The 25616-nt window shown below is 61.8% G+C and carries 24 protein-coding genes; 10 read left to right on the forward strand and 14 right to left on the reverse strand.

What is annotated here, in order from left to right; all coding sequences use genetic code 11:
* The first annotated feature begins 30 nt into the window (after nucleotides 1–30).
* The gene (gene rraA / locus VUN82_23185; protein ID XAS71940.1) at nucleotides 31–504 is read left to right on the forward strand and encodes a ribonuclease E activity regulator RraA; all 474 of its coding nucleotides are present in this window, start codon (nucleotides 31–33) and stop codon (nucleotides 502–504) included.
* A gap of 133 nt (nucleotides 505–637) precedes the next feature.
* Complete coding sequence (locus tag VUN82_23190) at nucleotides 638–2290, forward strand: MDR family MFS transporter (GenBank protein ID XAS71941.1); 1653 nt, start codon at nucleotides 638–640, stop codon at nucleotides 2288–2290.
* Between the two features lie 102 nt (nucleotides 2291–2392).
* Here the strand turns inward: VUN82_23190 and VUN82_23195 are convergent, their stop codons facing one another.
* The 7 genes from VUN82_23195 to VUN82_23225 form a co-directional block, all read right to left on the reverse strand.
* Nucleotides 2393–3847 carry an aromatic amino acid ammonia-lyase gene (locus VUN82_23195; GenBank protein ID XAS71942.1) on the reverse strand — a complete coding sequence of 485 codons (1455 nt, stop codon included), beginning with the start codon at nucleotides 3845–3847 and terminating at the stop codon, nucleotides 2393–2395.
* Between the two features lie 107 nt (nucleotides 3848–3954).
* Complete coding sequence (locus tag VUN82_23200) at nucleotides 3955–5763, reverse strand: urocanate hydratase (protein XAS71943.1); 1809 nt, start codon at nucleotides 5761–5763, stop codon at nucleotides 3955–3957.
* Nucleotides 5764–5814: 51 nt separating this feature from the next.
* A complete protein-coding gene (locus tag VUN82_23205; protein XAS71944.1) occupies nucleotides 5815–6729 on the reverse strand; it encodes an ABC transporter substrate-binding protein in 915 nt (304 codons plus the stop codon).
* 97 nt (nucleotides 6730–6826) lie between these two features.
* Nucleotides 6827–7579: an ABC transporter permease subunit gene (locus VUN82_23210; protein XAS71945.1), complete on the reverse strand. Its 753-nt coding sequence runs from the start codon at nucleotides 7577–7579 to the stop codon at nucleotides 6827–6829.
* The gene (locus VUN82_23215; GenBank protein ID XAS71946.1) at nucleotides 7540–8190 is read right to left on the reverse strand and encodes an ABC transporter permease; all 651 of its coding nucleotides are present in this window, start codon (nucleotides 8188–8190) and stop codon (nucleotides 7540–7542) included. Before VUN82_23215 ends, VUN82_23210 begins: the two co-directional genes overlap by 40 nt.
* The gene (locus tag VUN82_23220) at nucleotides 8187–9293 is read right to left on the reverse strand and encodes an ATP-binding cassette domain-containing protein (GenBank protein ID XAS71947.1); all 1107 of its coding nucleotides are present in this window, start codon (nucleotides 9291–9293) and stop codon (nucleotides 8187–8189) included. The genes VUN82_23215 and VUN82_23220 overlap by 4 nt, the downstream gene beginning before the upstream one ends.
* Nucleotides 9290–9976, reverse strand: a complete 687-nt coding sequence (locus tag VUN82_23225) for an IclR family transcriptional regulator (protein XAS71948.1) — start codon at nucleotides 9974–9976, stop codon at nucleotides 9290–9292. Before VUN82_23225 ends, VUN82_23220 begins: the two co-directional genes overlap by 4 nt.
* Nucleotides 9977–10211: 235 nt before the next feature.
* Between VUN82_23225 and VUN82_23230 the strand changes: the two genes are divergently transcribed.
* The 3 genes from VUN82_23230 to VUN82_23240 all read left to right on the forward strand — a co-directional run bounded on the left by VUN82_23230 (nucleotide 10212) and on the right by VUN82_23240 (nucleotide 14561).
* Entirely contained in the window at nucleotides 10212–11411 is a 1200-nt protein-coding gene (locus tag VUN82_23230) for an allantoate amidohydrolase (protein XAS71949.1), read from the forward strand.
* Nucleotides 11408–12757, forward strand: a complete 1350-nt coding sequence (locus tag VUN82_23235) for a formimidoylglutamate deiminase (GenBank protein XAS71950.1) — start codon at nucleotides 11408–11410, stop codon at nucleotides 12755–12757. The genes VUN82_23230 and VUN82_23235 overlap by 4 nt, the downstream gene beginning before the upstream one ends.
* Before the next feature lie 334 nt (nucleotides 12758–13091).
* Nucleotides 13092–14561, forward strand: a complete 1470-nt coding sequence (locus tag VUN82_23240) for a sugar porter family MFS transporter (protein ID XAS71951.1) — start codon at nucleotides 13092–13094, stop codon at nucleotides 14559–14561.
* A gap of 51 nt (nucleotides 14562–14612) precedes the next feature.
* On the opposite strand, the gene VUN82_23245 is transcribed toward VUN82_23240, so the two are convergent.
* The 3 genes from VUN82_23245 to VUN82_23255 are packed head-to-tail and all read right to left on the reverse strand — an operon-like array spanning nucleotide 14613 to nucleotide 16908.
* Nucleotides 14613–15851, reverse strand: coding sequence for an MFS transporter (locus tag VUN82_23245; GenBank protein ID XAS71952.1), 1239 nt, complete (start codon nucleotides 15849–15851; stop codon nucleotides 14613–14615).
* Nucleotides 15852–15884: 33 nt separating this feature from the next.
* A complete protein-coding gene (locus VUN82_23250) occupies nucleotides 15885–16334 on the reverse strand; it encodes a MarR family transcriptional regulator (GenBank protein ID XAS71953.1) in 450 nt (149 codons plus the stop codon).
* Between the two features lie 49 nt (nucleotides 16335–16383).
* On the reverse strand, nucleotides 16384–16908 hold the full coding sequence (locus VUN82_23255; protein XAS71954.1) for a GNAT family N-acetyltransferase: 525 nt from the start codon (nucleotides 16906–16908) through the stop codon (nucleotides 16384–16386).
* An 85-nt stretch (nucleotides 16909–16993) separates the two neighbouring features.
* Here VUN82_23255 and VUN82_23260 point away from each other — a divergent pair, with 85 nt between their 5' ends.
* From VUN82_23260 to cycA, 5 genes are all read left to right on the forward strand, one after another.
* Complete coding sequence (locus VUN82_23260) at nucleotides 16994–17323, forward strand: PadR family transcriptional regulator (GenBank protein ID XAS71955.1); 330 nt, start codon at nucleotides 16994–16996, stop codon at nucleotides 17321–17323.
* 1 nt (nucleotide 17324) lies between these two features.
* Nucleotides 17325–17690: a DUF1048 domain-containing protein gene (locus VUN82_23265; protein XAS71956.1), complete on the forward strand. Its 366-nt coding sequence runs from the start codon at nucleotides 17325–17327 to the stop codon at nucleotides 17688–17690.
* The gene (locus VUN82_23270; GenBank protein ID XAS71957.1) at nucleotides 17687–18466 is read left to right on the forward strand and encodes an ATP-binding cassette domain-containing protein; all 780 of its coding nucleotides are present in this window, start codon (nucleotides 17687–17689) and stop codon (nucleotides 18464–18466) included. The genes VUN82_23265 and VUN82_23270 overlap by 4 nt, the downstream gene beginning before the upstream one ends.
* A complete protein-coding gene (locus VUN82_23275) occupies nucleotides 18463–19224 on the forward strand; it encodes an ABC transporter permease (protein XAS71958.1) in 762 nt (253 codons plus the stop codon). The genes VUN82_23270 and VUN82_23275 overlap by 4 nt, the downstream gene beginning before the upstream one ends.
* A gap of 163 nt (nucleotides 19225–19387) precedes the next feature.
* Entirely contained in the window at nucleotides 19388–20848 is a 1461-nt protein-coding gene (cycA, locus tag VUN82_23280; GenBank protein ID XAS71959.1) for a D-serine/D-alanine/glycine transporter, read from the forward strand.
* A gap of 76 nt (nucleotides 20849–20924) precedes the next feature.
* Here the strand turns inward: cycA and VUN82_23285 are convergent, their stop codons facing one another.
* The 4 genes from VUN82_23285 to VUN82_23300 form a co-directional block, all read right to left on the reverse strand.
* Nucleotides 20925–21263: a hypothetical protein gene (locus VUN82_23285; protein XAS71960.1), complete on the reverse strand. Its 339-nt coding sequence runs from the start codon at nucleotides 21261–21263 to the stop codon at nucleotides 20925–20927.
* A 254-nt stretch (nucleotides 21264–21517) separates the two neighbouring features.
* Nucleotides 21518–22666 (reverse strand): mannitol-1-phosphate 5-dehydrogenase, encoded by a 1149-nt coding sequence (locus VUN82_23290; GenBank protein ID XAS71961.1) that lies wholly within the window; start codon nucleotides 22664–22666, stop codon nucleotides 21518–21520.
* Entirely contained in the window at nucleotides 22666–24732 is a 2067-nt protein-coding gene (locus VUN82_23295) for a PTS mannitol transporter subunit IICBA (protein ID XAS71962.1), read from the reverse strand. Before VUN82_23295 ends, VUN82_23290 begins: the two co-directional genes overlap by 1 nt.
* 66 nt (nucleotides 24733–24798) lie before the next feature.
* Entirely contained in the window at nucleotides 24799–25521 is a 723-nt protein-coding gene (locus tag VUN82_23300) for a TetR/AcrR family transcriptional regulator (protein XAS71963.1), read from the reverse strand.
* Nucleotides 25522–25616 lie beyond the last annotated feature (95 nt).

The following is a 25616-nucleotide window of genomic DNA, read 5'->3' on the forward strand; positions in this document are numbered from 1 at the left end:
TGTGGCCTCAAACGTATGGAGGAGAAGGACATGAGCGAGCAGATTAATACGGCTGATCTCTATGACGATCGGGGCGAGGAATTGGAATCAGTTGCAGTCCAATTCCAGAACCTGGGCGGTCACACCCACTTCAGCGGACAGGTACGTACCATCAGGTGCTTCGAGGACAACGCGCTGGTGAAGACCGTCCTTGGCACGCCCGGCGAAGGAGCCGTCCTGGTGGTTGATGGTCAGGGATCACTCAGGACTGCCCTCATGGGAGACATGATCGCTGAAAGCGCGGTAGCCAATGGTTGGGCAGGTGTGATTATTAACGGAGCCGTCAGGGATCGAGAAGCCCTTGCGCGCCTGCCACTCGGCATCAAGGCGCTGGGCAGCAACCCGAAGAAGAGCGCAAAGACGGGTGTAGGTGAGGTTGATGTCCAGCTGGTGATTGACCGCGTGAGGATCCAACCCGGTGTAATGATCTACAGCGATCCGGATGGCATTCTCGTGGAGCGCTGACCCCGGGGACTGGCCGACTTACGAAGGTTGTTCAAGAAACATTCTTCTTCCGGGAATCAAACAGGCATTAGGATAGTTACTGAAAGCAACTATCCTGCTTAAAATCCACTTTTCTGCCACCTCTGGAGAAGATATGTCCAAATCTGCGCCCGTCCGGGCCGCCGGCGAGGTCCTGACGCATCGTCAGACGCTCACCGTCATGGTGGGACTCATGCTCGGCATGTTCCTGTCCTCACTGGACCAGACCATTGTGTCGACGTCCATCTACACCATCGCCAATGACCTTGACGGCTTGTCACTCCAGGCCTGGGCCACTACCGCGTACCTCATCACTTCTACTGTGAGTACGCCGCTCTATGGCAAGCTCAGCGACATCTTCGGACGCCGTCCGCTCTACCTGGCAGCCATCCTGATCTTCCTGGCCGGATCGCTCTATGCCGGGTCTGTCCATTCCATGACGGAGCTTGCGATCGCCCGCGGCGTTCAGGGCCTTGGCGCAGGTGGCCTTTTGGCACTGGCGCTGACCATCATCGGCGACATCGTTGCTTTGAAGGACAGGGCCAAGTACCAGGGCTACTTCATGTCCGTATTCGGTATCTCTTCCGTCCTTGGCCCCGTCATCGGCGGAGCTTTTGCGGGAACATCGACCATCCTGGGCTTCGACGGCTGGCGCTGGGTATTCTTCATCAACCTTCCCATTGGCCTAGCGGCGCTCACCGTGGTCTTTATGTTCCTTCACCTGCCTGCGCGGCACGTGAAGCAGAAGATCGACTATTGGGGCGCGGCAGCGATCACCCTGGCAATCGTTCCGCTTCTTCTTGTCGCTGAGCAGGGCCGGTCCTGGGGCTGGGCATCGGGTTCATCCTGGATCTGCTACGGCCTTGGCGTCGTTGGCATCGTGGCCTTCTTGTTCGCAGAGATGCGGGCCGGGGACTATGCGCTGATCCCCTTGCGTCTCTTTAAGAACGCAACCTTCGGTTTGTCATCCTTGCTGAACTTCATCATCGGCATCGGCATGTTCGGCGCCATTGCCATGCTCCCCATGTACTTGCAGCTGGTGAAGGGCCTCACCCCCACCGAAGCCGGGCTCATGATGATCACGTTCACCGTGGGCATCCTGTTCGGTTCCATCAGCGCCGGGCGCACCATCTCGTCGTCGGGCGTTTACCGGATCTTCCCCATCCTGGGTACGGCAATCCTGACTGGAGCCGCACTCGTCATGGGCCTGGTGCTGGGGGTCGACACGGGTCTCTGGGTTCCCGGACTCATTGCCGTGTTCTTCGGCGTTGGCTTGGGCTTCTGCATGCAGCCGCTGACACTCGCCATGCAGGTATCGGTGCCGCCGAAGGACATGGGCGTCGGAACCTCCACGGCGGCATTCTTCCGTTCCATGGGTGGAGCTGTGGGCACGGCCGTGTTCATCTCCATGCTGTTCAGCCTGGCCGCGGACAAGATCGCCGATGGCATGAAGACCGCTGCTTCCAGCCCGGACTACCAAGCGGTCATGAAGGATCCGGCCGTGGCGGCAGATCCCGCGAATGCGAAGCTCTTCGATTTCTTCAAGAATGGCGCAAACAACGATTCCCTGAACGACACCAGCTGGCTTCACGCAGCCAACAGCACACTCACCAGGCCCATCACCGAGGGCTTCGCACAGTCAATTGACACTGTGATGCTCACGGCAGCTGGCCTGATGCTCGTCGCCTTCCTCATCAGCTTCGCGTTGCCTAACAAGAAGCTCATGGACCCGAAGGCAGCAGCCAAGGAATCCGTCCCCGCCCACTAGACGTCACCGCTCCAAAACAATACGGCAGACAGTCCTCGGACCGCCTGCCGTTATTGCTTTGGCCATTGTTATTCGAAGTCGGTGTCGTTCCGAGCCTGTGGATCAGTAAGACTCCCCGACAAGGCGCTGGGCCTGCTCAAGGTCATCCCGCAAGTCGCGGTCCTGAACGTCGGATGGCAAGGTGAAGCCTGCCTCCATCATGGCTCGGAGCCTGCGGCTACTGAATTCCTCCGGACGCCTGCCTTGCGCGCGAAGCGCCCGTGACGCACAAACAAGCTCGACGCCGGCTACCGTGGCCAGCGCGTGCGCTGTGGACTCCAGCTGCGCAGCACCCAGAGTTGCGAAGCTTGCATCTTCCTCGGCGCCCAAGGAGAGGTTCACGGTTTGCAGGCTTACTGGCTGGGCGTTGGCGCGAATACGGCCTACCGCTGCAGCGGCGACGTATTCCAGCATCATGACACCGGACTGGCCCGCATCATTGCCTGCCAGGAATCGGTGGAGACCAGTGAAAGTGGGATCGCTAAGACGGGTGATCCGGCCAAGTGTCGTGGTACACGCTGCGCCAACGGCCAACTGCAGGGCGTCGATGCGCCGGGCCAGTGTGGACATATGGAACAGGCCATGGTGTGCGACACCATTAGTGCCCTCTTCCACTGAGCCAAAGACCATGGGGTTCTCATGGCCCGCTACGGCCAAGCGCTCCAGAGTGATCCTCAGCGACTCGAGTTCCTCCATGACCGCCCCCAGAGAGTGCGGCAACATGCGCAGACAGTACGGATCTTGAATCCTTGCGGGCTTGCCGGATCCAGCCACCAATTCCTGCAGGGTTGCAGCGACATCAGCCATGGCGTCCGACTCAGTGGCCTTTGCGACTTCGGGGCTGAACGCTTCCGGATTTCCGGACATGGCCGTGAACGACATAGCACTGATGGTGGTCAGGTTCTCCATCATCGTGAGCAGCTTCTGGTGCGCAAGGATGGCTTGCCCGATGGTGAGGGCACTGGAACTGATGAAGGGAAGCGCGTCTTCTGTGGGCCAGGAATCCAATGCGATGGGTACTCGTGTGCCATCCATCGTGGGACGCTCACCCAGGAGTGTTAGCGCCGTTCCGGCAAGAGCAGGAAGGTCTGCTGTGCCAATAGCGCCGAATTCCCGCACTTCCGGCAAAGTATCTGCATTCAGCATCTGCACGACAGCCTCGGCAAGGGCCGGGTTAATCCCGGAAGCCCCGGCCGCCAGCTGGGACGCTCTGACCACGAGCATGGCCCTCACCGTTTCGCGGTCAAAGACTCGGCCGGCATCCACCGCATGGCTCCGAAGCAAGTTGAGTCCATGCAGGTCGGCGGACGCATCCGATGTATCCAGGGTCACGGAGCGGTTGGCCCCCACACCAGTGGAGCGCCCATAAACCGGCCGTGTCCGAGCCGTTGCGCGGGCTGATCGCTGCGAGGCAGCCATCCGTTCGATCGCCGACGGAGCCAGAACCACCTTCTCGCCGCCCACTGCAATTGCCACGATCTCGGCAAGCCCAAGTCGGCGTCCGTCGATCTCGACCATGATGATCCTTTCTTGAATTCGGATGTCCTCCCCCAACCAGGTAGCAGTTGATACCGTTTTCAGCCCTCAAAACGACATCTGCTGCGACCTAGTTGGGTTTGGGTGGGCTACTTTTCTGTTGCTTGCGATTCTGGGGCCACGCGAGCAGGGTTCCCTGACCGAGCTTGCGAGGTGAGGGGGCTCGTGGGGAGCATGGGGATGCGGACGCCGCGTTCGTTGGCGACTTCGACGGCGCGGTCGTAGCCGGCGTCGACGTGGCGGATGACGCCCATGCCGGGGTCGTTGGTCAGGAGCCGTTCGAGTTTCTCCGCGGCGAGGTCGGTGCCGTCGGCGACGGAGACCTGCCCGGCGTGCAGTGACCGGCCGATACCGACACCGCCGCCGTGGTGGATCGAGACCCAGGTAGCGCCGGAGGAGGTGTTCAGGAGGGCGTTCAGCAACGGCCAGTCAGCAATCGCGTCGGACCCGTCGGCCATGGCCTCGGTCTCCCGGTACGGGGACGCGACCGAACCGGAGTCCAGGTGGTCACGGCCGATCACGATCGGGGCCTTGACCTTGCCCTCCTTCACCAGCTGGTTGAACAACAACCCGGCCTTGGCGCGTTCGCCGTACCCGAGCCAGCAAATACGGGCCGGCAGGCCCTCGAACTCCACCCGGTCCGCGGCGGCGTCCAGCCACTTGTGCAGGTGCGTGTTCTCCGGGAACAGTTCCTTGATGGCCTTGTCCGTCACGGCGATGTCTTCCGGGTCCCCGGACAGGGCAACCCAGCGGAACGGGCCCAGGCCCTCGCAGAACAACGGACGGATATACGCCGGAACGAAGCCCGGGAACTCAAACGCCCGGTCATACCCGCCCTTGCGTGCCTCGTCACGGATCGAGTTGCCGTAATCGAACACCTCGGCGCCGGCGTCCTGGAACTCCACCATCGCCTGGACCTGACGGGCCATGGACGCCTGGGCCTTCTTGGTGAACCCTTCCGGATCCGCCGCGGCCTCGGTGTGCCACTCCGCCACGGTGATGCCCTCCGGCAAGTACGACAACGGATCATGCGCGGATGTCTGGTCGGTGACCACATCAAAGGTCACTTCCCCGGCCTTGTGGCGGCGCAGCAGTTCCGGGAACACCTCGGCGGCGTTGCCCACATACCCCACGGACCAGCCACGGCGTTCGGCCTTGGCTTTCTGGACCTTCGCGATCGCGGCATCCAGATCCGTTTCGACCTCATCCAGGTAGCGCTTGCCGGCGCGGCGGCGCAGGCGGGTCTCGTCCACGTCCACGATCAGGCACGCACCATCATTCAACGTCACGGCCAGCGGCTGCGCACCACCCATCCCGCCACACCCACCAGTCAGGGTCAGGGTCCCAGCCAGGGGGCCCTCGGTAGAGTCTTCCGTGGCGGGGGCCGGGTGGCCGGCGGTGTTCTGCCTGGCGGCCCCCAGCTTGTTACCCACCGCGGCGAACGTCTCGTACGTGCCCTGCAGGATGCCCTGCGTGCCGATGTAAATCCAGGACCCGGCCGTCATCTGCCCATACATCATCAGGCCCTCGGCCTCCAGACGGCGGAACTCCGGCCACGTAGCCCAGTCGCCCACGAGGTTCGAGTTCGCCAACAGGACGCGCGGAGCCCACTCGTGGGTGCGGAACACACCCACCGGCTTGCCGGACTGAACCAGCAGGGTCTCGTCCTTCTCCATGGTTTCCAGGGTCCGGGTGATCGCATCAAACGCAGCCCAGGACCGGACAGCGCGGCCCGTGCCGCCGTAAACCACCAAATCATCCGGACGCTCGGCGACCTCAGGATCCAGGTTGTTCATCAACATACGCAACGGCGCCTCGGTCTGCCACGACTTGGCAGTAAGCTCAGTACCCCGCGCGGCCTTAACCGGACGGGCACCAGTAGTGAAATCGGCAGTCATTCTTTACTCCTAAAAATCCTGCAAGACAGCGCAACCACGGGGGCGGCGTGTTTAGCCCAGGTTCTTGCTCTTGAGCCATTCCTTGGCAATCTGTCCCATATCCTCAAATTTGGCAGTCCTGCCGTTCATCTCAATAAGGTCCTCGGTGGATAATGCCGCCGAAACCTTGTCAAGCACACTCTTGACGGTGTCTGAGGACTTCTTCTCGTTAATGATGGGAAAGACGTTCTGGGCCACGAAGAGGTTCTTCGGGTCCTCGAGGGTGACCAGATGATTCTCAGCTATTGCCGGGTCCGTGCTGAAGAGATCAGCTGCCTGGACCTGACCGGAAAGGAGCGCGTTTAGCGTGAGTGGACCACCGGCGTCGAGCGCTGAGAAGTCCTGGAAGTCCAATCCATAGACCGATTTCAGCCCCGCCACACCGTTCACACGAGTCTTCCACTCCGGTGGGCCGCCCAGGACGAGCTCCTTGGCTACAGGTTGCAGATCCTCGATGGTCTTCAGATTGTACTTGTCGGCAGTTTCCTTCTTCACTGCCAGGACGTCGTTGTCCTGCGCTTTGGACGCCGTCAACTGGGTGAGTCCCGACGGTATTTTGGTGCCCAGCTCCTTGATGACGTCGTCAGGTGAGGAGGCCTTGGTGGTGGGATCCAGGTATTGCAGAAGTGATCCGCTGTATTCCGGCATCAGGTCAATGGAACCGTCCTTCAGAGCCGGGACAGTCACTTCGCGGCTGCCAATGCTGGGCTTTTCGGTGACATTCACGCCCTTGGCTTTGAGGGCCTCAGCGTAGATCTTGGCGATCAACTGGCTTTCGGGGAAGTCAGCCGAACCGACAATGATGCTGTCGCCGGAGCCTCCTGCTGCCGCAGTGTTGGATGTGCTCATGGGGTCCCCGCCGCCGCAGGCACTCAAGGTGATGGCCGCAACGGCGGCAAGGGTGAAACCGGTCAAGTACTTCTTCATGTCAACTCTCCTGAAATGGCGCTTACAAGGCATGCAGCAGCCAGGTGGGGGTGGGTGGAGGTGAAACTTGTGCGCCGGAAGCAGCGCCGGGTGTTGGTTAGACCGTGACGGGGGTCTTCACGGGTTCGGCTACTGGAACCGACTTGATGGTTCGCCGTGTCAGTCCGGGTGAGACAACGCGACGGGTGATGAAAGCGAGAAGCTGGTCGAAGAACAGGGCCAGCAAAGCTACGAGGACAGCGCCGGCGACCATTTGGCTGTAGTCATTTTGGGCCTTGCCGTCGATCAGGAGACGGCCCAGGCCGCCAAGCGAAATGTACGCTGCGATGGTCGCCGTCGAGATAATCTGCAGCAGGGCGCTGCGGACACCGGACAAAACAAGCGGAAGGGAGCACGGCAGCTGGACATCCGTAAGGATCTTCATGGTGCGGAAGCCCATGCCCTTTGCGGCGTCGACGGCGGCAGCATCCACTGCGCGCACGCCGGCGTAGGTGTTGGTCAGGATAGGCGGCACCGCAAGGAGGACCAGCACGATGAGGCTTGGCAGGATGTAGCCCATCCTCGATGGGAACGCTGGTGAAATAAGCAGGACCAGGAGGATCAGCAGGCCAACGCTCGGCAGGGCACGCAGCGCGTTCGCCAGGCCGGCGATCATGAACACGCCCTTGCCGGTTACGCCGATGTAGATGCCCAGTGGTATGGCGATAACGGCAGCGATGGCCAGAGCGATCAGGGAGTACAGGAGGTGCTCGCCGATCAAGGTCGGGATGCCGTCTGCGCCGCTCCAGTGCTTGGGGTCGAACAAGTAGTTCACGATGCCACCACCTTGGGGGTCCACGGTGTCAGCCACCGGTTGAGAAGGATGATCAGCCCGTCCAGGATCATGGCCAGAACCACGCAGAGCACGATGCCGGCGATGATCGGCGTGAAGAAGCGGAGCTGGAAGCCCTGCGTGAACAGGGAGCCGAGCTGCGGGATACCCAACAGCGCGGCAACGGAGACCAGGCTGACGTTGGACACAGCGGCTACGCGAAGGCCTGCGGAGATGACGGGAACGCCCACCGGCAGCTCAACCTTCAACAGGCTCTGGTAACCGCGGTATCCCATGGCCTTGGCAGCTTGGATGGTGTCTTCAGGGACGGAATCCAGGGCATCTGCCACGACTCGCACCAGCAGCGCCACCGTGTAGATGGTCAGCGCGGCCACGATGTTCAGCGGGTCCAGGATCTTGGTGCCGAGGACGAGTGGCAGGAGCACGAAGAGTGCCAGGGAGGGAACGGTGTAGAGGAGCCCTGCGATGCCCACCAGCAGCGGATAGATCCGACGACTCCGGTGCGCCCACCAGCCCAGCGGCAAGGCGATCAGCAGACCAAGGACCAAGGGGATGACGGCCAGCAGGACGTGCCAGCCGAGCAGGAAAACGATGTTGTCGAACTGGCGGCCCAGCCACTCAAAGTTCATCGGGCCGTCTCCAGGTGTGGTTCAGCTTCGATGGCCTTGACGACGTCGGTGGCCGTCACGGTTCCGATCAGCTCGCCGTGCTCGTTGACGACGACACCGCGGCGGCTGGGCGAGGACAGTGCGGCGTCCAGCAATTGGCGCATCGTTCCCGAGGCAGCTGCCGGGATACCGCTGAGGTTCAGGTTTTCACGCTTGAGCTCACCGTTCAGGAGCTCCGGCTGGGCCCACCCGAGAGGCTTCCGACCGCCGTCGACTACCAACACCCAAGCACCCGACGCCTTGGCGCGGGCCTCTTCTCCGGAAGCACCGAGCTGAACCACAGCTTCTTCACCGATAGCCACACTGCCTGCGGTCTTCGTGAAGCCGAGGGACCGATAACCGCGGTCACGGCCAACGAAGTCAGCCACGAACTCATCCGCCGGCGAGGTGAGGAGCTCCGACGGCGTTGCCATCTGGGCGAGCTTGCCGCCGACGCGCATCACGGCCACCTGGTCGCCGAGCTTGAGGGCTTCGTCGATGTCGTGGGTGACCATGATGATGGTCTTGCCGATCTCACGCTGGAGGCGGAGGAACTCCTCCTGCAACTGCCCGCGCACCACAGGATCCACCGCACTGAACGGCTCGTCCATGAGCATGAACGCCGGGTCCGATGCCAGTGCACGGGCCACACCCACGCGCTGCTGCTGGCCACCGGAAAGCTGCCACGGATAACGCTTGGCGAAGCTCGCGGGCAGACCCACGCGCTCCATGAGTTCCAGGGCCTTGGTGCGCGCCTTCTGGCGGCTCTCGCCCAGGAGGACCGGCATGGTGGAGACGTTGTCCACGATGCTCTTGTGCGGGAAGAGCCCTGCGTGCTGGATGACGTAGCCAATCCGGCGGCGGAGCAACGCTGCGTCCATGCCGGACGTGGGCTGGTCATCCAGGTAGATGGTGCCGCTGGTGGGTTCAATGAGGCGGTTGATCATCCTCAGCGAGGTGGTCTTGCCGCAGCCGGAAGGGCCCACCAGGATGGTCAGCTTTCCGGTCGGGGCCTCCAGGTTGAGGCCATCGACGGCGACAGTACCGTCAGGGTACGCCTTGGTGACATTTTCAAATTTGATCATTTCTCTTCCATGCTTTCCTGGGGCACTTCATGGTTTCCGTCGGGTTCCACGAGGATGTTGTCCGCTACCTTCACCAGTTCCTCGCCAAATGTCTTGGCCTCCGCCTCGTCCAAGCGGTAACTGGGAACAACGATGCTGAGGGCTGCCACGGTTCGGCCACCGATCACGATGGGCGCGGCAACCGCAGTGATGTCGTCTTCAACGCCGCTCCGCACGATGGCGTAACCGCGGCCATTCTGTCCGCCCGTGAGGACTTTGCCAGCGGCGGACCCTTCCAAGGGAATGCTCCTGCCGACCCAACTGGTGTGCCGGACAGAGCGGGTACCTTCGACGATGGCAATGTAGATCCCGGTTTCCCCAGGACCGGGAATGCTCAAATAGCAGGACTCGCCGGTTTCCGCGACGAGCCGCTTCATGTGCGGAGTGCAGAGCGACACCAGGGATTCCTGTCCCAAGGCGAGGGCTCCCAGCTGGATGACACTGGCTCCCGGACGAAAATTACCGCCCGGATCGCGTGTCACAAAGCCGCTGCCTTCCAGAGTGCGAAGGAGGCGGAGCGCGGTGCTGGCAGAAAGGTCAACCACCCGCGCCGCGTCACTCAGGCTGATGGAGCCATCAGTGCAGACTGCGCTAAGGAGAGCCAACGCCCTTTCGACTGTGCGGGTGGAGGAATCTGCTGCCACTGCCTGACCTGCTTTCAAGTGGTCTAAATCACCATGTCTTGCCACTAAGTAAAAATCAATTTTCATCGGATGGCAAGGCTTTGCTGGAGATTACTTGGCATTCCGGGATTTGAGACGCTGCTTGCTCCTTTAAGGCACCCGCATGTTTCTGGCCTGTTAATAGTTGCGCGAACCCTTGCCATGTGGTGGCATCTGGTTTTTACTTGGTGGCAGTCTTCATCAATCGGAGGAACACGTGGAAACCGTCAATCAGCTCCTTGCCTCAATACAGGATGTGGGCCGCGATGCGGTGCGCGGAGGCTACTCCAGGGCCGTCTACTCAACGCCCGAACTCGATCTCAGGCAGTGGTTCATCGAGCAAGCCAAACAACGGGGCCTGGACGTCGAGACAGATCGCAACGGCATCATCTGGGCCTGGTGGGGAGAACCACAGGATGGCGCCCTCGTCACCGGAAGCCACCTCGATTCCGTCCCCGGTGGGGGCGCCTTCGATGGACCCCTCGGTGTCGCTTCAGCTCTGGCCGCCGTCGATCTCCTCAAATCCCGCGGAGTTCAGGCGCCGCGCTCATTAGCCATCACGGTCTTCCCGGAAGAAGAAGGGTCCCGCTTTGGCGTGGCTTGTCTGGGTTCCCGGCTCCTCACCGGTGCCATTGACGTGAACAAGGCGCTGAACTTGCGTGACGCCGACGGAAACACCTTCGCCGACATCGCGCGGGACAATGGCCTCGACCCCCGGCACGTTGGCCCTGACTCCAAGGCCTTGGCGCGAATCGGCGATTTCGTTGAATTGCATGTGGAACAAGGCAAAGGACTGGGACAAGACGGGCCGGCTATCGCCGTCGGAAGTTCGATCCTGGGTCACGGGCGCTGGAAGATCAGCGTCAGCGGCCAAGGAAACCATGCCGGCACCACCCTGATGGCTGACCGGGCCGACCCGATGGTTGCTGCCGCCCGGATCGTCCTCGCTGTCCGCGACACCGCCGCCAAGCAACCGGATGCCCGCGCCACGGTCGGCCGCTTGTCTCCAGTCCCGGGTGGCACCAACGTGATCGCCTCGCGCGTCGATCTGTGGCTTGATGCCCGCCACCCCGACGACGCCGTGACCGCTCACCTTATCGAAGCCATCTACAGCACGGCGCAGGAAGTCGCCGCGGCCGAAGGGTGCACGCTAACCCTCACGGAAGAGTCCTACAGCGACACGGTTCACTTTGACCCGGGGCTGAGCCGACGCATCGGCGGGCTCCTGCCTGGAGCCCCCGTACTCGCAACCGGCGCGGGGCACGACGCCGGGGTGTTGGCGGGATATGTTCCCTCGGCCATGCTCTTTGTCCGCAACCCCAGCGGGATCTCACACTCACCCGAAGAATATGTGGCCGACGAAGACGCATCGGCAGGCACCGTTGCCCTCGCGGACGTTCTGGAGGGACTCCTGTGACCACGTTCTGGTGCGAAACGGCCATCATCAAGTCAGACACTACTGCGCTGGCGGCTGCCGCTGGAGTGCGGATCGAAACGCACAACGGCCGGATCTCCAGCATTACAACTGAGACTGAACCACAACCCGATGACACGAGGCTGACCGGGATCACCTTCCCGGCGGCTGCCAACGCCCACTCCCACGCCTTCCACCGAGTCCTGCGCGGACGAACCCATGATGGGCGGGGAGATTTCTGGGTGTGGCGGGAGCAGATGTACCGGAGCGCGTCGGAGCTGACGCCGGAGAAATACGAGAAGCTCGCCACTGCGGTCTTTGCTGAAATGGTGGTTACCGGCTTCAGCAGCGTGGCCGAATTCCACTACGTCCACCACCAACCCGACGGCGCGCCCTACGCCGAACCCCATGCCATGGAGCTGGCGCTGGCCCGTGCGGCAATGTCTGCCGGGATCCGCCTCACTCTCCTGGACACCTTGTATCTGGCAGGAGGAATCGGGACACCCCTCAATCCCGAACAGGCAAGGTTCGGGGACCCGGACGTGCACGCCTGGCTCGATCGCTTAAGCTCCCTCCGGACGGTCGTTGCCGAGCACTTTCCGCAGGAGCTTGTCAGCGTTGGCGCTGCCCTTCACTCCGTCCGGGCGGTGCCCGAAGAGGACCTGAAAGTTGTGGCCAGGCAGCTCCCCGCAGACATTCCCCTTCACATCCACCTCAGTGAACAGCCTGCCGAGAACCAAGCCTGCCTGGAGGCGTACGGCACCACGCCGGCGGGCCTTTTGGAACGCCACGGCCTCCTCTCCAACAGGCTCTCCACTGTCCACTCCACGCATCTGACGCAGGAAGACATCGCCCTGCTCGGAAATGCTGGCGCCACTGTGGTGATGTGCCCCAGCACGGAAGCCGACCTCGCAGACGGAATAGGTCCGGCGCGTCAGCTTGCCGACGCCGGAGCAGCCATTGCACTGGGCACGGACCAGCACGCAGTGATCGATCCCTGGACTGAAATGCGCATGTTGGAACACGGGGAACGGTTGGGCACAGGCCAGCGGGGCAGGTTCTCACCGCAGGAACTTCTGCGGGCCGCCACGGAGGGAGCCGCCCGGTCCATGGCTACTCCGATTGCCCCATCCGCTCTTGAGGTCGGCGCCGTGTGCGATCTCATGGTTATTGATTCGGCGTCCACCCGCACCGCCGGGTCCCGTCCTTTGCAGATGGCATTCAGCGCAACAGCCAGCGACGTCACCGAGGTCATCATCGCTGGAGAACTGGTGGCCTCGCACGGCGTCCACGCACGGCTCGGCAAGCCGGGCAGCCTTCTGGCGGAGGCACTGAAGGAGCTCTCCTAGCGTCGCGCCTCTACTCCCGTAAGGGGCCGACGGCGGCACGTGTGTTTGACTCCTAGACGCACCTGCCGCCGCCGTGCCCTGCGTTCAAGTAGTGGTGCCAAACGCGCACTTTTTGCCCTGCCGGGTCACCTCAAGAGCCTTCCAGCCCGCCCCCAGCCACCAATCAGGATCGGTGCGTTCATTTAGTGAATGGGCGTCATCTGAATCACCTTGACTGGAACTTGGCGGATATGGCGTGCCACACTGTGTAGCGCGTGTGCACCGGCGTCCCCGTCGGAACAGCCGACGACGTCCCGCACCGTGAATCCCACACCACCATTCCCAAGGGAGATCCATGTCCAATCCCAGCACCAAAGGCGTGCCCCCAGTGTCCAGGAAAGTGATCGGTCTGGCCGTCGCTGGAGCGGTGGGCGGCTTCCTTTTCGGCTTCGATTCTTCCGTGGTCAACGGTGCCGTGGATGCCATGAAGGACGAATTCCTGATGAGCGAGGCCGTCACGGGCTTTGCTGTCGCCGTCGCGTTGCTGGGGTGCGCGCTGGGCGCTTATCTGGCTGGCAAAGTCGCCGACCGCTACGGCCGCATTCCGGCCATGAAGATCGGCGCCCTCCTGTTCCTGGTGAGCTCCATAGGTACAGGGCTGGCATTTGGTGTGTGGGACCTGATTTTCTGGCGCCTGGTTGGGGGCTTGGGCATCGGCCTTGCTTCAGTCATCGCACCGGCCTACATTTCCGAGATTTCCCCGCGGCACGTGCGAGGCCGCTTGGCATCGCTCCAGCAGCTCGCCATCACGACCGGTATCTTTGCTGCACTGCTGTCCGACGCCGTCCTGGCCAACTCGGCCGGCAGCGCCGGAAGCACGTTCTGGCTCGGGATGGAAGCCTGGCGCTGGATGTTCATCGCATGCGCCGTGCCGGCTGCCGTGTATGGCTGGATCGCGTTCCGTTTGCCCGAGTCGCCGCATTTCCTGGTGCTCAACGGCAAGGAAGACCAAGCTCGAACAATTTTCGATACCCTCATCCCCAACGACGATACCGAACGGCACATCCGCGATATCCGCGAATCCATCCAGCAGGACCAGCTGTCCACCAAGAAGGGCTCGCTGCGGGGCAAGACATTCGGGCTGCAGGCAGTGGTGTGGATCGGCATCATCCTGTCGGTGCTGCAGCAATTCGTTGGCATCAACGTGATCTTCTACTACTCCACCACGCTGTGGAAAGCGGTCGGATTCCAAGAGAAGGACTCCCTCACCATCTCCGTCGCCACGTCCGTGACCAACATTCTGGTGACACTCGTAGCCATCGCTCTGGTGGACCGGATTGGTCGCCGCCCGATCCTGCTGACGGGTTCCATCGGCATGGCTGTCTCGCTCGGCGTCATGGCGTTGGCCTTCTCCTCCGCTGTTGGTACGGGCTCCGAGATCAGCCTCCCCGGCGCTTGGGGTCCGGTTGCCCTCGTGGCGGCCAACGTCTTCGTCATCAGCTTCGGTGCTTCCTGGGGCCCGCTCGTCTGGGTGCTGCTGGGCGAGATCTTCCCGTCCCGGATCCGAGCCCGCGCGCTCGGACTGGCGGCGGCCGCGCAATGGATCGCCAACTTTGCCATCACCCTCAGCTTCCCCATCATGGCGGCGGGTTCGCTGCCACTGACGTACGCCTTGTACGCGGCGTTCGCTGCGGCGTCGTTCTTCTTTGTGATGTTCAAGGTTCCCGAGACGAACGGCATGTCCCTGGAGCAGGCTGAGACGCTCTTCGTGCCCAAGGGCGCACCGGTAGCGCCGCTGCCGGTCACGTCCAACGAGCCGAAATAACACGAAAAGCCCGACGGATTCCGTCGGGCTTTTTCGTGGTTAAGGGCGCGACTACACCAGGTGCGGCTCGTGCGACCTCAGGTACCCGCGGCCTCCGAAGGCAATGAGAATCGCGATCACCATGGCAACGGCACCGGCATAGAAGGGCACCTGCGGCCCAAAGTGCTCGCCCAGCTGGGCGGCGGCGAACGGGGCCAGCGCACCGCCCATCCACCGCACAAAGTTGTAGCCGGCGGATGCGACGGGTCGCGGAGAATCGGAGACGCCCATGGCCAGTTCGGTGTAAATCGTGTTGTTGATGCCCAGCAGGGCACCCGCCACGATGACAAGCACGACGACGGCAGTCACCGAGTGCCCGGCAGCAAGTCCCAGCCCAATGAGGTCGAGCATGAGCGCGGCCAAGGTGCCGGTCAGGACCTTTACGGCGCCGAAGCGCTTCTGCAGCACGGGAGCCACGAACACCGAGAACACGGCAACGGCAACGCCCCAACCGAAGAAGACTCCCCCGATGCCGTATGCATCCATGCCGAGGATGAACGGCGTGAAGGCGAGGATGGTGAAGAAGCCGTAGTTGTAGAACAGGGCGCTTGCCGCCGTCGTACTGAGGCCCTTGTGTCCCAGCGCGAGGAGCGGATCCCTGAGACGTGACTTCCTGGCGGGAGCGGGTGTCTTGGGAAGCAAAGCCAGCAGCGCGATGAAAGCGGCAGCCATGAGGACCGCGGTTCCAAAGAAGGGCGCACGCCACTGCCAGCCGCCCAATAATGCCCCAAGAAGCGGGCCAAGCGAGATACCCAAGCCGAGCGCTGCTTCATAGAGAATGATTGCCGTTCCGGTGCCACCACTGGCCACACCAACGATCACGGCAAGGGCGGTCGCGACAAAGAGGGCGTTACCCAATCCCCAACCAGCACGGAAACCCACCAACTGCTCAACACTGCCGGACAAACCGGACAACGATGCGAACACCACGATCACGGCCAGCCCGATCAGTAGCGTCTTCTTCCCGCCGATGCGCGAGGACACGAAGCCGCTGATCAACATCGCAATCGCCGTCACCAGGAAGTAGCTCGTAAAGAGCAAGGAAACTTCGCTGGTGGACGCGTCCAGGTTCTTGGCGATTGCCGGCAGGATCGGGTCCACGAGTCCGATGCCCATGAACGCGAATACGGCTGCGAGCGCGGTGGCCCACACGGCCTTCGGCTGTTTGAGGAATGAAGCCTTTTCAGCTTCGAGGGTGGTTTCAGTAGTTGTCTCGGCGCTTTCTGAAGCGTCAGCCAGTTGGCGTGACATTCAAGGGCTCCTTGTCGGTGCGTTTAGTTCTGATTAGTTCTGGAATGAGCTGTTGAGTTTGCTGATGATAGGGAGCGCCGCGGCGAGCTGCTCGATTTCATCGCTGCTGAGCTCCTGGAGCAACCCCGCCACCATCGCGTTTCGGCGCTGGTTGGCAGATTCGACGGCGGCGGTCCCGGCTTTAGTGATAACCACCTGGACTGCGCGGGAATCGTTGACGTCGGGCTGCCTGCTGACGAGGCCTGAGCGTTCGAGCTTGATGATCTGCTCCGTGGCGCTGGGGACCTTGATCCCCAGGTTCTTGGCGATGTCACCTACGCGGAGTCCGCCGTCGGAAATCATGGAGAGCAGGCTGAGCTGCGCTGCGGTGAGTTCACCTTCCGGATCGAGGCGGCGAAACATATACACGCCCAGCCGCAAAGACTCGCGGAATTCCTGGGCGATATGGAGAAGCCGGGGGTCGGAAGCCGAAGTGCTCATCATATTTAGGTAGCCTAATAGTTAGGTGACCTAAGAGTCAAGCGTAAGCGGGTCAAAGCTTTAGTTTCATGCCCTCATGGCTAGCGACAAAACCCAATCGCTCGTAGAAACGATGTGCAGCCGCGCGGGACTTGTCAGTGGTCAGTTGGACCAGGGAGCATCCCCGCGCCCGCGCCTGATCGATCGCCCACTGGACCATGAGCGCGCCCACCCCCTGCCCGCGGAGCGCATCGTCCACACGGACCGCCTCGATCTGGGCACGCAACGATCCCCTGCGCGACAGGCCTGGGAGATAGCTGAGCTGGAAAGTGGCAACGACCTCCCCGCCGAGTTCGCCCACCACCAAAAGGTGCGCGGGGTCGCCGTCGATCATTTCAAAAGCACGCTCGTACGGCGCAAGGTCGTCCAGATTTTCGCGGGTAGCGCCCAGCTGGTCATCCACCAGCAACGCAAGGATTCGCGGCACATCGGCCTTGGTAGCGCGCCGAAGACTAAACGTTCCAGAGTCGACGGCGGCAGTCATCAAAGCGGGCGCGGCAGCAGGGTCTGTGGTCACCACCCCAGCATGCCATTTCATTCAGAACTCGGTATTGCTAAGTACCGGTACTTAGTTCTACTATGTAGTGGTAGCTAGTAATACTGAGTAGTGAAGGAGGTGTCCGATGGGCAAGCAGATGACGGAGATGCTCAAAGGCACATTGGAGGGCATCGTGCTGGCCCTCCTGACCGGAAAGGCAGCGTATGGATACGAGATCACCACGCTGCTCCGGGAGCAGGGCTTCACCGAGATCGCTGAGGGCACTGTGTACGCACTGCTCGTCAGGATCGAACAAAAGGGGCTGGTAGACGTCGAAAAGCGCCCGTCTGAAAAAGGACCACCCCGCAAGGTGTACACGCTCAACGCGCAGGGCAAAAACGAGCTGGACGAATTCTGGAACACCTGGAGCTTCTTGTCCGAACGGCTTGAAGAGCTCCGCAAGGAAGGAAACTGACATGGCAGCAAAATGGATCGAACTGGTGACCGGTTCGCTCGAGCAGAAGAAGCAGTACAAGCAGGCCAAGTCGCGGCTGGATGCCCTGCCTGAGCCCTACCTCACCGTGGCCACAGCCTTCAACCGGTACCTCATGTACTACGGCGGGGTTACCGAAGGGGACACCATGGTGCAGATGTTCACGGACTTGGCTGACCTGTGGGAACGAGCCGCAGTCGACGGAACGCCCGTGAGCGGGATCGTGGGCGAAGATCCGATCGAATTCGCGGAGGCCTTTGCCCAGGCCTACGGCGGAAAGCGCTGGATTGATAAGGAACGCGAACGCCTCACGAAGGCTGTCGATAAAGCCAAGGAGGCTGAATCATGACCGCAACGGCAATCCGGGTAGAGGGCATCGAGAAGTCGTACAAGGATCTCCATGTTCTGCGCGGGGTGGATTTTGAGGTAGCGGCCGGCAGCATTTTCGCCCTCCTCGGCTCCAACGGAGCGGGCAAGACCACCATGGTGAAGATCCTGTCCACCCTTCTGAAAGCCGACGCCGGCGCTGCCGCCGTCGAGGGTTTTGATGTTGCCACCGAATCGCTCCAAGTAAGGCAGTCCATCAGCCTGACCGGGCAGTTCGCCGCAGTGGACGAGGTCCTGTCCGGCAAGGAGAACCTGATCCTGGTGGCGAAGCTGCGTCACCTGAAAAACCCAGGCATGATCGCCGACGAGTTACTGGCTCAGTTCAGCCTCACTGAGGCAGGATCCCGCAAGGTGTCGACATACTCCGGTGGTATGCGTCGCCGCCTGGACATCGCCATGAGCCTGATCGGCAACCCGAAGGTGATCTTCCTGGACGAACCGACCACCGGCCTCGATCCTGAAGCCCGCCTCGACGTGTGGCAGATCGTCAAGAACCTCGCGAACCAAGGGACCACGGTCCTGCTCACCACGCAGTACCTCGACGAAGCAGAGCAACTCGCGGACCGGATTGCCATTCTGCATGAGGGACGCATTATCGCGAACGGCACCCTTGCCGAGCTCAAGCAACTGCTGCCGCCGGCCAAGATCGAGTATGTCGAGAAGCAGCCGAGCCTGGAGGACATCTTCCTGGCACTGGTTGGCACTGGTAACAACGAGTCAGTAAAGGACAGGTCATGAGCACCCACTTCTTCGCCGACACGTCCGTGCTGCTGGGCCGCTCCATGCGGCACATCTTCCGCAGCGTGGACACCATCATCACCACAGCGATCACTCCGATCGCCCTCATGTTGTTGTTCGTCTACGTATTCGGTGGCGCCATCAGGACCGATACGGACAACTACGTGAACTACCTCCTGCCGGGCATCATGCTGATCGCGATCGCCTCCGGCATCGCCTACACGGCGGTCCGCTTGTTCACGGACATGCAGAGCGGCATCTTCGAGCGGTTCCAGTCCATGCCGATTGCACGATCTTCGGTGCTGTGGGCCCACGTTCTCACTTCGCTGGTAGCCAACGGGCTCTCGCTGGTGATCATTGTGGCCGTGGCCCTCCTTATGGGATTCCGGACTTCGGCAAGCGTGCTGGACTGGCTGGCAATTGCGGGAATCCTGGCGCTCTTCACCTTGGCGCTCACCTGGATCGCCATCATCGCGGGCCTTTCTGCGAAGTCCGTGGATGGTGCCGGCGGGTTCTCCTACCCGCTGATCTTCCTGCCATTCATCAGCTCGGCCTTTGTCCCCACGGAGACCATGCCCGGCCCGGTCCGATGGTTCGCCGAGAACCAGCCAGTCACCTCCATTGTGAACACCATCCAGGATCTGTTCGCGCAGCGCCCCGTTGGCGGCGACATCTGGGTTGCCCTGGCATGGTGCCTGGGGATCCTCGTACTCGCCTACGCATTCGCAGCGGCAGCGTATCGGCGGCAGATCGCCTAAGGACTTGCCGTTTGAACTAGGCCTAAGCTCCCTTTTATCCACAGGGGAGCTTTCGCCGTGAGAGCCGATTAGCCATTGGTCAGACATTAGCTATAGCTTTATCGAAACAGATTTGTAACGGCCGTCACCATTTTGGTGGGCTCTTCGAAGGGTTCTTGAACTAATGTCCGATCAGACAACACAGGCGCAGACCGGCGTCTCCAGCAGGGACAGCGAGCCCCATCTGTCACGCTCGCTCAGCAACCGCCACATCCAGCTCCTGGCCATCGGCGGGGCCATCGGAACGGGCCTCTTCATGGGCTCGGGCAAAACCATCTCCGTGGCTGGACCCTCCGTGATCTTCGTGTACATGATCATCGGCTTCATGCTCTTCTTCGTCATGCGCGCCATGGGCCAACTCCTGTTGTCCAACCTGAACTACAAGTCCTTCAGCGACTTCGCCGGCGATCTCCTTGGCCCGTGGGCAGGCTTCTTCACCGGCTGGACCTACTGGTTCTGCTGGGTGGTCACCGGTGTTGCAGACGTTATCGCGATTGCCGGTTATGCCAATGAGCTGTGGCCAGGCGTTCAACTGTGGGTCCCGGGAATTGCGACGATCATCATCCTGCTCCTCCTGAACCTCCCCACCGTGAAGGCATTCGGCGAGACCGAGTTCTGGTTCGCGCTCATCAAGATCGTTGCAATCGTCGCGCTGATCGTCGTTGGCTTGGTCATGATCTCCACCGGCTTCCAGTCCAACGCCGGCACCGCCAGCTTCACCAACCTCTGGAGCCATGGCGGATTCTTCCCCAAGGAATTCATGGGCTTCGTGGCGGGCTTCCAGATCGCTGTCTTCGCGTTCGTGGGCATCGAATTGGTGGGCACTGCCGCAGCCGAAACCAAGAACCCGGAGCACAACCTTCCCCGCGCCATCAACGCTATCCCCCTGCGCGTCATGCTCTTCTACGTAGGCGCCCTCGTCATCCTCATGTCCGTCACCCCATGGACCGAGTTCAAGGCAGGACACAGCCCGTTCATCGCCATGTTCTCCCTGGCGGGCCTGGGTATGGCGGCCACGGTGGTCAACCTCGTGGTGCTCACCTCGGCCATGTCCTCGGCCAACTCGGGCATCTACTCGACGTCGCGGATGGTGTTCGGCCTGGCCAACGATGGCGACGCACCCAAGGTCTTCGGCCGGCTCTCCAGCCGCAAAGTACCCCAGAACGCACTGTTCCTTTCCTGCGTCCTGCTGCTGGCCGGCGTCGTACTCCTCTACGCGGGCAAGGACGTCGGCGCAGCGTTCGACATGGTGACCACAGTGTCAGCGGTCTGCTTCATGTTTGTTTGGTCCATCATCCTGGCCAGCTACCTCGTGTACCGCAAGCGCCGTCCCGAGCAGCACGCGGCGTCGCCGTTCAAGATGCCCGGCGGCATTCCGATGGTGTGGGTTGTGTTCGCCTTCTTCGCGTTCCTGGTCTGGGCCCTCACCACGCAGCCGGACACGCTCACGGCCCTGCTGGTGACGCCTATCTGGTTCGCGATTCTTGGCATCGCTTACGCCGTGGTCCGCAAATCACCGCTGCACCAGGCGCGCGTGGCCGAATGGAAGGCGATGGCGGAAGCCGAGACGGCGGCAGCGCGCTAACCCCCTCCCGATCCTCTCTCACATCCTGCGGCTTTTTGGGCGACGTTCTCTCACGTCCTGCGGGTTTCGGGTGAGTTCATCTCGGCTGGGACGGATTGCCCGGAACCCCCTGCGACGGCGGGTTGATAGGCGGCCCCGCAGTTGCGGGGCTGACATGCGAACCCGTGCTGGTTTGGCTGACTTCCGGGGTGGTCGGGGAGCTCGTGCCGCTCGGCTCAGCGCCGTTCTTGAGTGCTTCCAGCCGGTGCTCAAGTACCTGGATGACGGGGAGTCTGCTGCCGTGTGCCCGTTCGTAGCTGAGCAGCTGCTCGATGCCGTTCTGATCGAGGCCAGAAATGCGTGACGGCAAGGTTCCACTGGGAATATGGTCGTAATCCACCAAGGGCAACTCGCTGTGCTGAGGGATTTCGTTCACTGAAGACCTCCTGTTGTCCGCTGCGGGTCAGCGTCCTGACCGGCAATCAACGTCAGCTAACAATGCCAACGTAGCAGCGTTCAGAGAAGAAAATAAGGCTGCTGACCTTTTCAGAGGAGCGGTATAACGGCCGACGTCGGCACCCAAGGGTTGGGTGCCGACGTCGCGCTTTTCTTATGTGAGAGAACGTCTGGCAAAAAGCCGCAGGACGTGAGAGAACGTCCGGCAAAAAGCCGCAGGACGTGAGAGAAGAATCAGGCCTCGGCTTTGCGGTCCTCTATGAGCTTCTGGATCGCCGGGAACAGCGGGTGCGACGCCGGAAGTTCGGTAATGCGCTCGACGGCGGCGGCCGCGTCGAGCTCGGAGAGCATGTTGGCGAGTTCCACGGCTTCGTCGTCGGATCCGTCGTCGAAACGAAGGGCAGCCGACATCGCCTCCAGCAGGGCAACCGGCGTGACACCACGCTCGGCAAGCTCAGCCGCTGGGCCGACAAACCTCTCGTGCCGGCCAAGCTTCCGCAGCGGTGCCCGGCCGACGCGAACCACGGTATCCGGCAGGTACGGGTTGGTGAAGCGGGACAGGATCTTCTGCACGTACGCTTCCTGCTCGGCCTCCACGAATCCGTGTTTGGCCACCAGAAGTTCCTTGGTCTCTTCAAGAACAGCCCTGACCTTCGCCGCAACGGACGGATCGGCCATGGCATCGGAGATCTTCTCCAGGCCCGCCGCGTACCCGAAGTACGCGGCAGACGCATGCCCGGTGTTCACTGTGAACAGCTTGCGCTCGATGTACGGGCCAAGCTCGTCCACGAAAGTGGCTCCCGGAATGACGGGGACGCGATCACCAAACGGCGTGCGGTCGATGACCCATTCGTAGAACGTCTCCACCGTGACATCCAGGCCCTGGCCCGGCTCCTGATTCGGGACAATGCGGTCCACTGCCGTATTGGCAAAGACAGCCACTGAGTCCAAATCAGCCGCGGAGTCGTCCCAGGCCGCACGGACCTCCACTTCCAGGAGGTGCGTCGCGTTGATGGCGTTCTCGCACGCCATCACCTGCAACGGTGGCAACGAAGGCTCCCGTGCCGCCAGCCCACGTGCGATCACCGGTGCCACGAACTTCAGGATGTGTGGCCCCACCGCAGTGGTGACCACATCCGCCGTCGAAATTTCCTCAACAACGGCATCTTCCTGCGTACTCGAGTTCAGCGCACGGAACCCGTCCACGGTTTTGACCGCCGGGTTCTCGCCCACCTCATGGACGTCGTAGCTGCTGGCGGAGGCGAGCTGGCTGATCAGTGCATCCGCAACGTCGGCGAACACCACTTCATAGCCGGCTTCGTGCAGCAACAGCCCCACAAAGCCGCGTCCAATGTTGCCTGCCCCAAAATGGACTGCCTTCACTATGCGTTGACCTTTCCGAACAGCTCCAGCACTTCCTCAACGGTGGTCGCTTCCTCCAGCTGGGCCACCTGGGCCTTGTCGGTGAAGATCTTGGCGATCGAGGACAGGATGTGGAGGTGCTCATTGTTGAGGCCAGCGACGCCGACCACGAACTTCACTTGCTTGCCGCCCCAGTCGATGCCCTCGGGATACCGAATGATGGAAACTGCGGAGTGCCGGATGTGTTCCTTGGCATCGTTGGTGCCGTGCGGGATCGCCAGGAAGCTGCCCATGTACGTGGACACTGATTCCTCGCGTTCGTGCATGGCGTGCACGTAGCTGACATCCACGGCGCCGCGGTCCAGCAGGAGCTGCCCGGCTTCGTCGATCGCAGCATCGCGGTCATGCGCCATTCCGTTCAGCACAACGCTTTCGGGCAGCAGGACTCCCTTACCCCCGACGGCGGGAGCTGGCTCGGCGGCATGGGCACCGTGCGTGGCGGCTGCTCCGGCCGCGGCAGCTGCGGCGGGCTGGGCACCGGCGGTGGGCTCCGCCGTCGTGCTTGTGTCAGAAGCGGCGCCTTCCTCGGTGTTGCTTGCCTTGACCAACTCAACGATTTCGTCGTACTTCGGGCTGTTCATGAAGTTGTCCACCGAGAAGTGCATGGCGCTGGCCGTCCTCGGCTGGGCGCGTTCGGTGAGGTCTTCATGGGTAATGACGACGTCGTAGGAATCGCTGAGGTTGGCGATTGCCGAGTTGGTGACCTTGACCTCCGGGAAGCCGGCAGCCTTGATCTTGTTGCGCAGGACCGAGGCACCCATGGCGCTGGAGCCCATGCCGGCGTCGCAGGCGAACACAATGTTCTGGACGGGACGGGTCAGGACGGTGCCGCTGCGGTCGCTGGTCCGATCGCCAACCCTGTCGCCAACCAAGGCTGAAGAGACGGAGCTCTTCTTGCCCTTCATGGCTTCCATGCGGGATGTGGCTTCGGAAAGATCGTCCTCGCCCTTGTTCTTGGAGGTGCGCAGGATCAGTGAAGCAATCAGGAAGGAAACAGTGGCTGCCAGGACTACGGCCAGGATCACGCCGACATAGCTGTCACGGGAGGTCTGGGCGATCACGGCGATGATGGATCCTGGCGCGGCGGGAGCCACGAGGCCGGAGTTGGTGATCGCCAGGGTTGCGATGCCCGTCATGCCGCCACCGATGGCAGCGAGGATCAGGATCGGCTTCATCAGGACGTACGGGAAGTAGATCTCGTGGATGCCACCGAAGAAGTGGATGATCGCTGCGCCTGGTGCCGAAGCCTTCGCTGCGCCGCGGCCGAAGAACATGTAAGCCAGCAGGATACCCAGGCCCGGGCCAGGGTTGGCCTCAAGCAGGAACAGGATGGACTTGCCGTGATCCAGGGATTGTTGGATGCCAAGTGGGGTCAGCACGCCGTGGTTGATGGCGTTGTTGAGGAAGAGAACCTTTGCCGGCTCAATGAAGATGCTGGTCAGTGGGAGCAGGCCATTGTTGACCAGGAACTGGACCACCGTTCCTGCGCCGTCGGTGAAGATCTTGACGATATATGAGAGGCCGTAGAAGCCACCCAAGGCCAGTGCTGCGCCCCAGATGCCGGCGGAAAAGTTGTTCACCAGCATTTCGAAGCCGGGGCGGATCTTGCCATCCCACAGGCGGTCAAGCTGCTTGATGGTCCAGCCACCCAGCGGGCCCATGATCATGGCGCCAATAAACATCGGAGAGCTTGTACCCGCGATGACACCCATGGTGGCAATAGCGCCCACCACGCCGCCGCGGACGTCGTAGACCATGCGGCCGCCAGTATAGGCAATCAGCAGCGGCAACAAGTACTTGACCATAGGGCCAACGAGGCCCGGGTTGGCCACCCCCTCAGCGTTGGTCCCGAAACCGCCAAGTTCCGCGACTGGAATCCACCCTTCTTTGATGAACAGGGCCGTGATGAGGCCCCAGGCGATGAAGGCGCCAATGTTGGGCATGATCATGCCGGACAGGAATGTTCCGAACTTTTGGACGCCCACGCGCAGGCTGGTGCGGGGCTTCGCAACGGTCTCTGTTGCCATGTGAATTCCTAACGTGTGTCCCGCGGCGGCGCGGGGTCAGTCGATATAGATCGAGAGAGAACAGCCTTAGGAGCTGCTGGAAATGCGGTGAAGCCACTCAAGGAAGAGCTTCAATTCAGAGCTGGAAAGTTGGTCCGAATGCGAGGCCTGCAGTGCCGCATTCAGGGCGATTGCCGCAACAACCACGGAGGACTTACCGGAGTCCTCCGCTGCGGCGCCACGGGCGGTATCCGTGGAGACGGCGAAAATCATGGAATCCCGGGTCATCGTTGAGAGCTCGAGGTTCCGTTCTTCCACCGGTTCGGCGATGAGCATCAGCGTTACACCCACGTTGGCCGCGAGGATGCTTCGTGCCGCTTCGCGGGGCGGCACGTTGATCTGGCCGGCGATGGCGGCCTTGTTCAGCATTTCTTCGAGAAGCGCTTCAGCATCGGCCACGATGGCTGGGCGGCTTTCCGGCCGGATGTTGCCGAACATCACCAGATAGAGGTGGGGTTGGGTGAGCCCGAACTGGACGTGGTTGTCCCACATCCGCCGGACATCTTCCAAGGGCTCCCCGGACGGGGCAAAGTCCCGCTCCCCCGCCACGTACTCTTCAAAGCCGGCGGAAACGACGGCGTCGAACAGTCCTTCTTTGTCTCCAAAGTGGTGGTAGAGCGTTGGGGCCGTAACCCCGGCCAACGCTGTGATCTGGCGCGTAGAGACCGCTGACCCCTCCGAATTTGCCAGCAATTCAGCAGCTGCACGGAGCAACCGAATTTTTGGCGGAAGCTGGTCATCGAAACTCATAACCGCTACCCTAGCACCTATAGCGTTGCTATATGAAGTGGCTCACAACAGAATTTTGTAGGCTAATTTCGCAGGCTCGTGGTGCCGTCGCCGGT

It is taken from the genome of Micrococcaceae bacterium Sec5.1, from assembly GCA_039636795.1.
GTDB lineage: Bacteria > Actinomycetota > Actinomycetes > Actinomycetales > Micrococcaceae > Arthrobacter.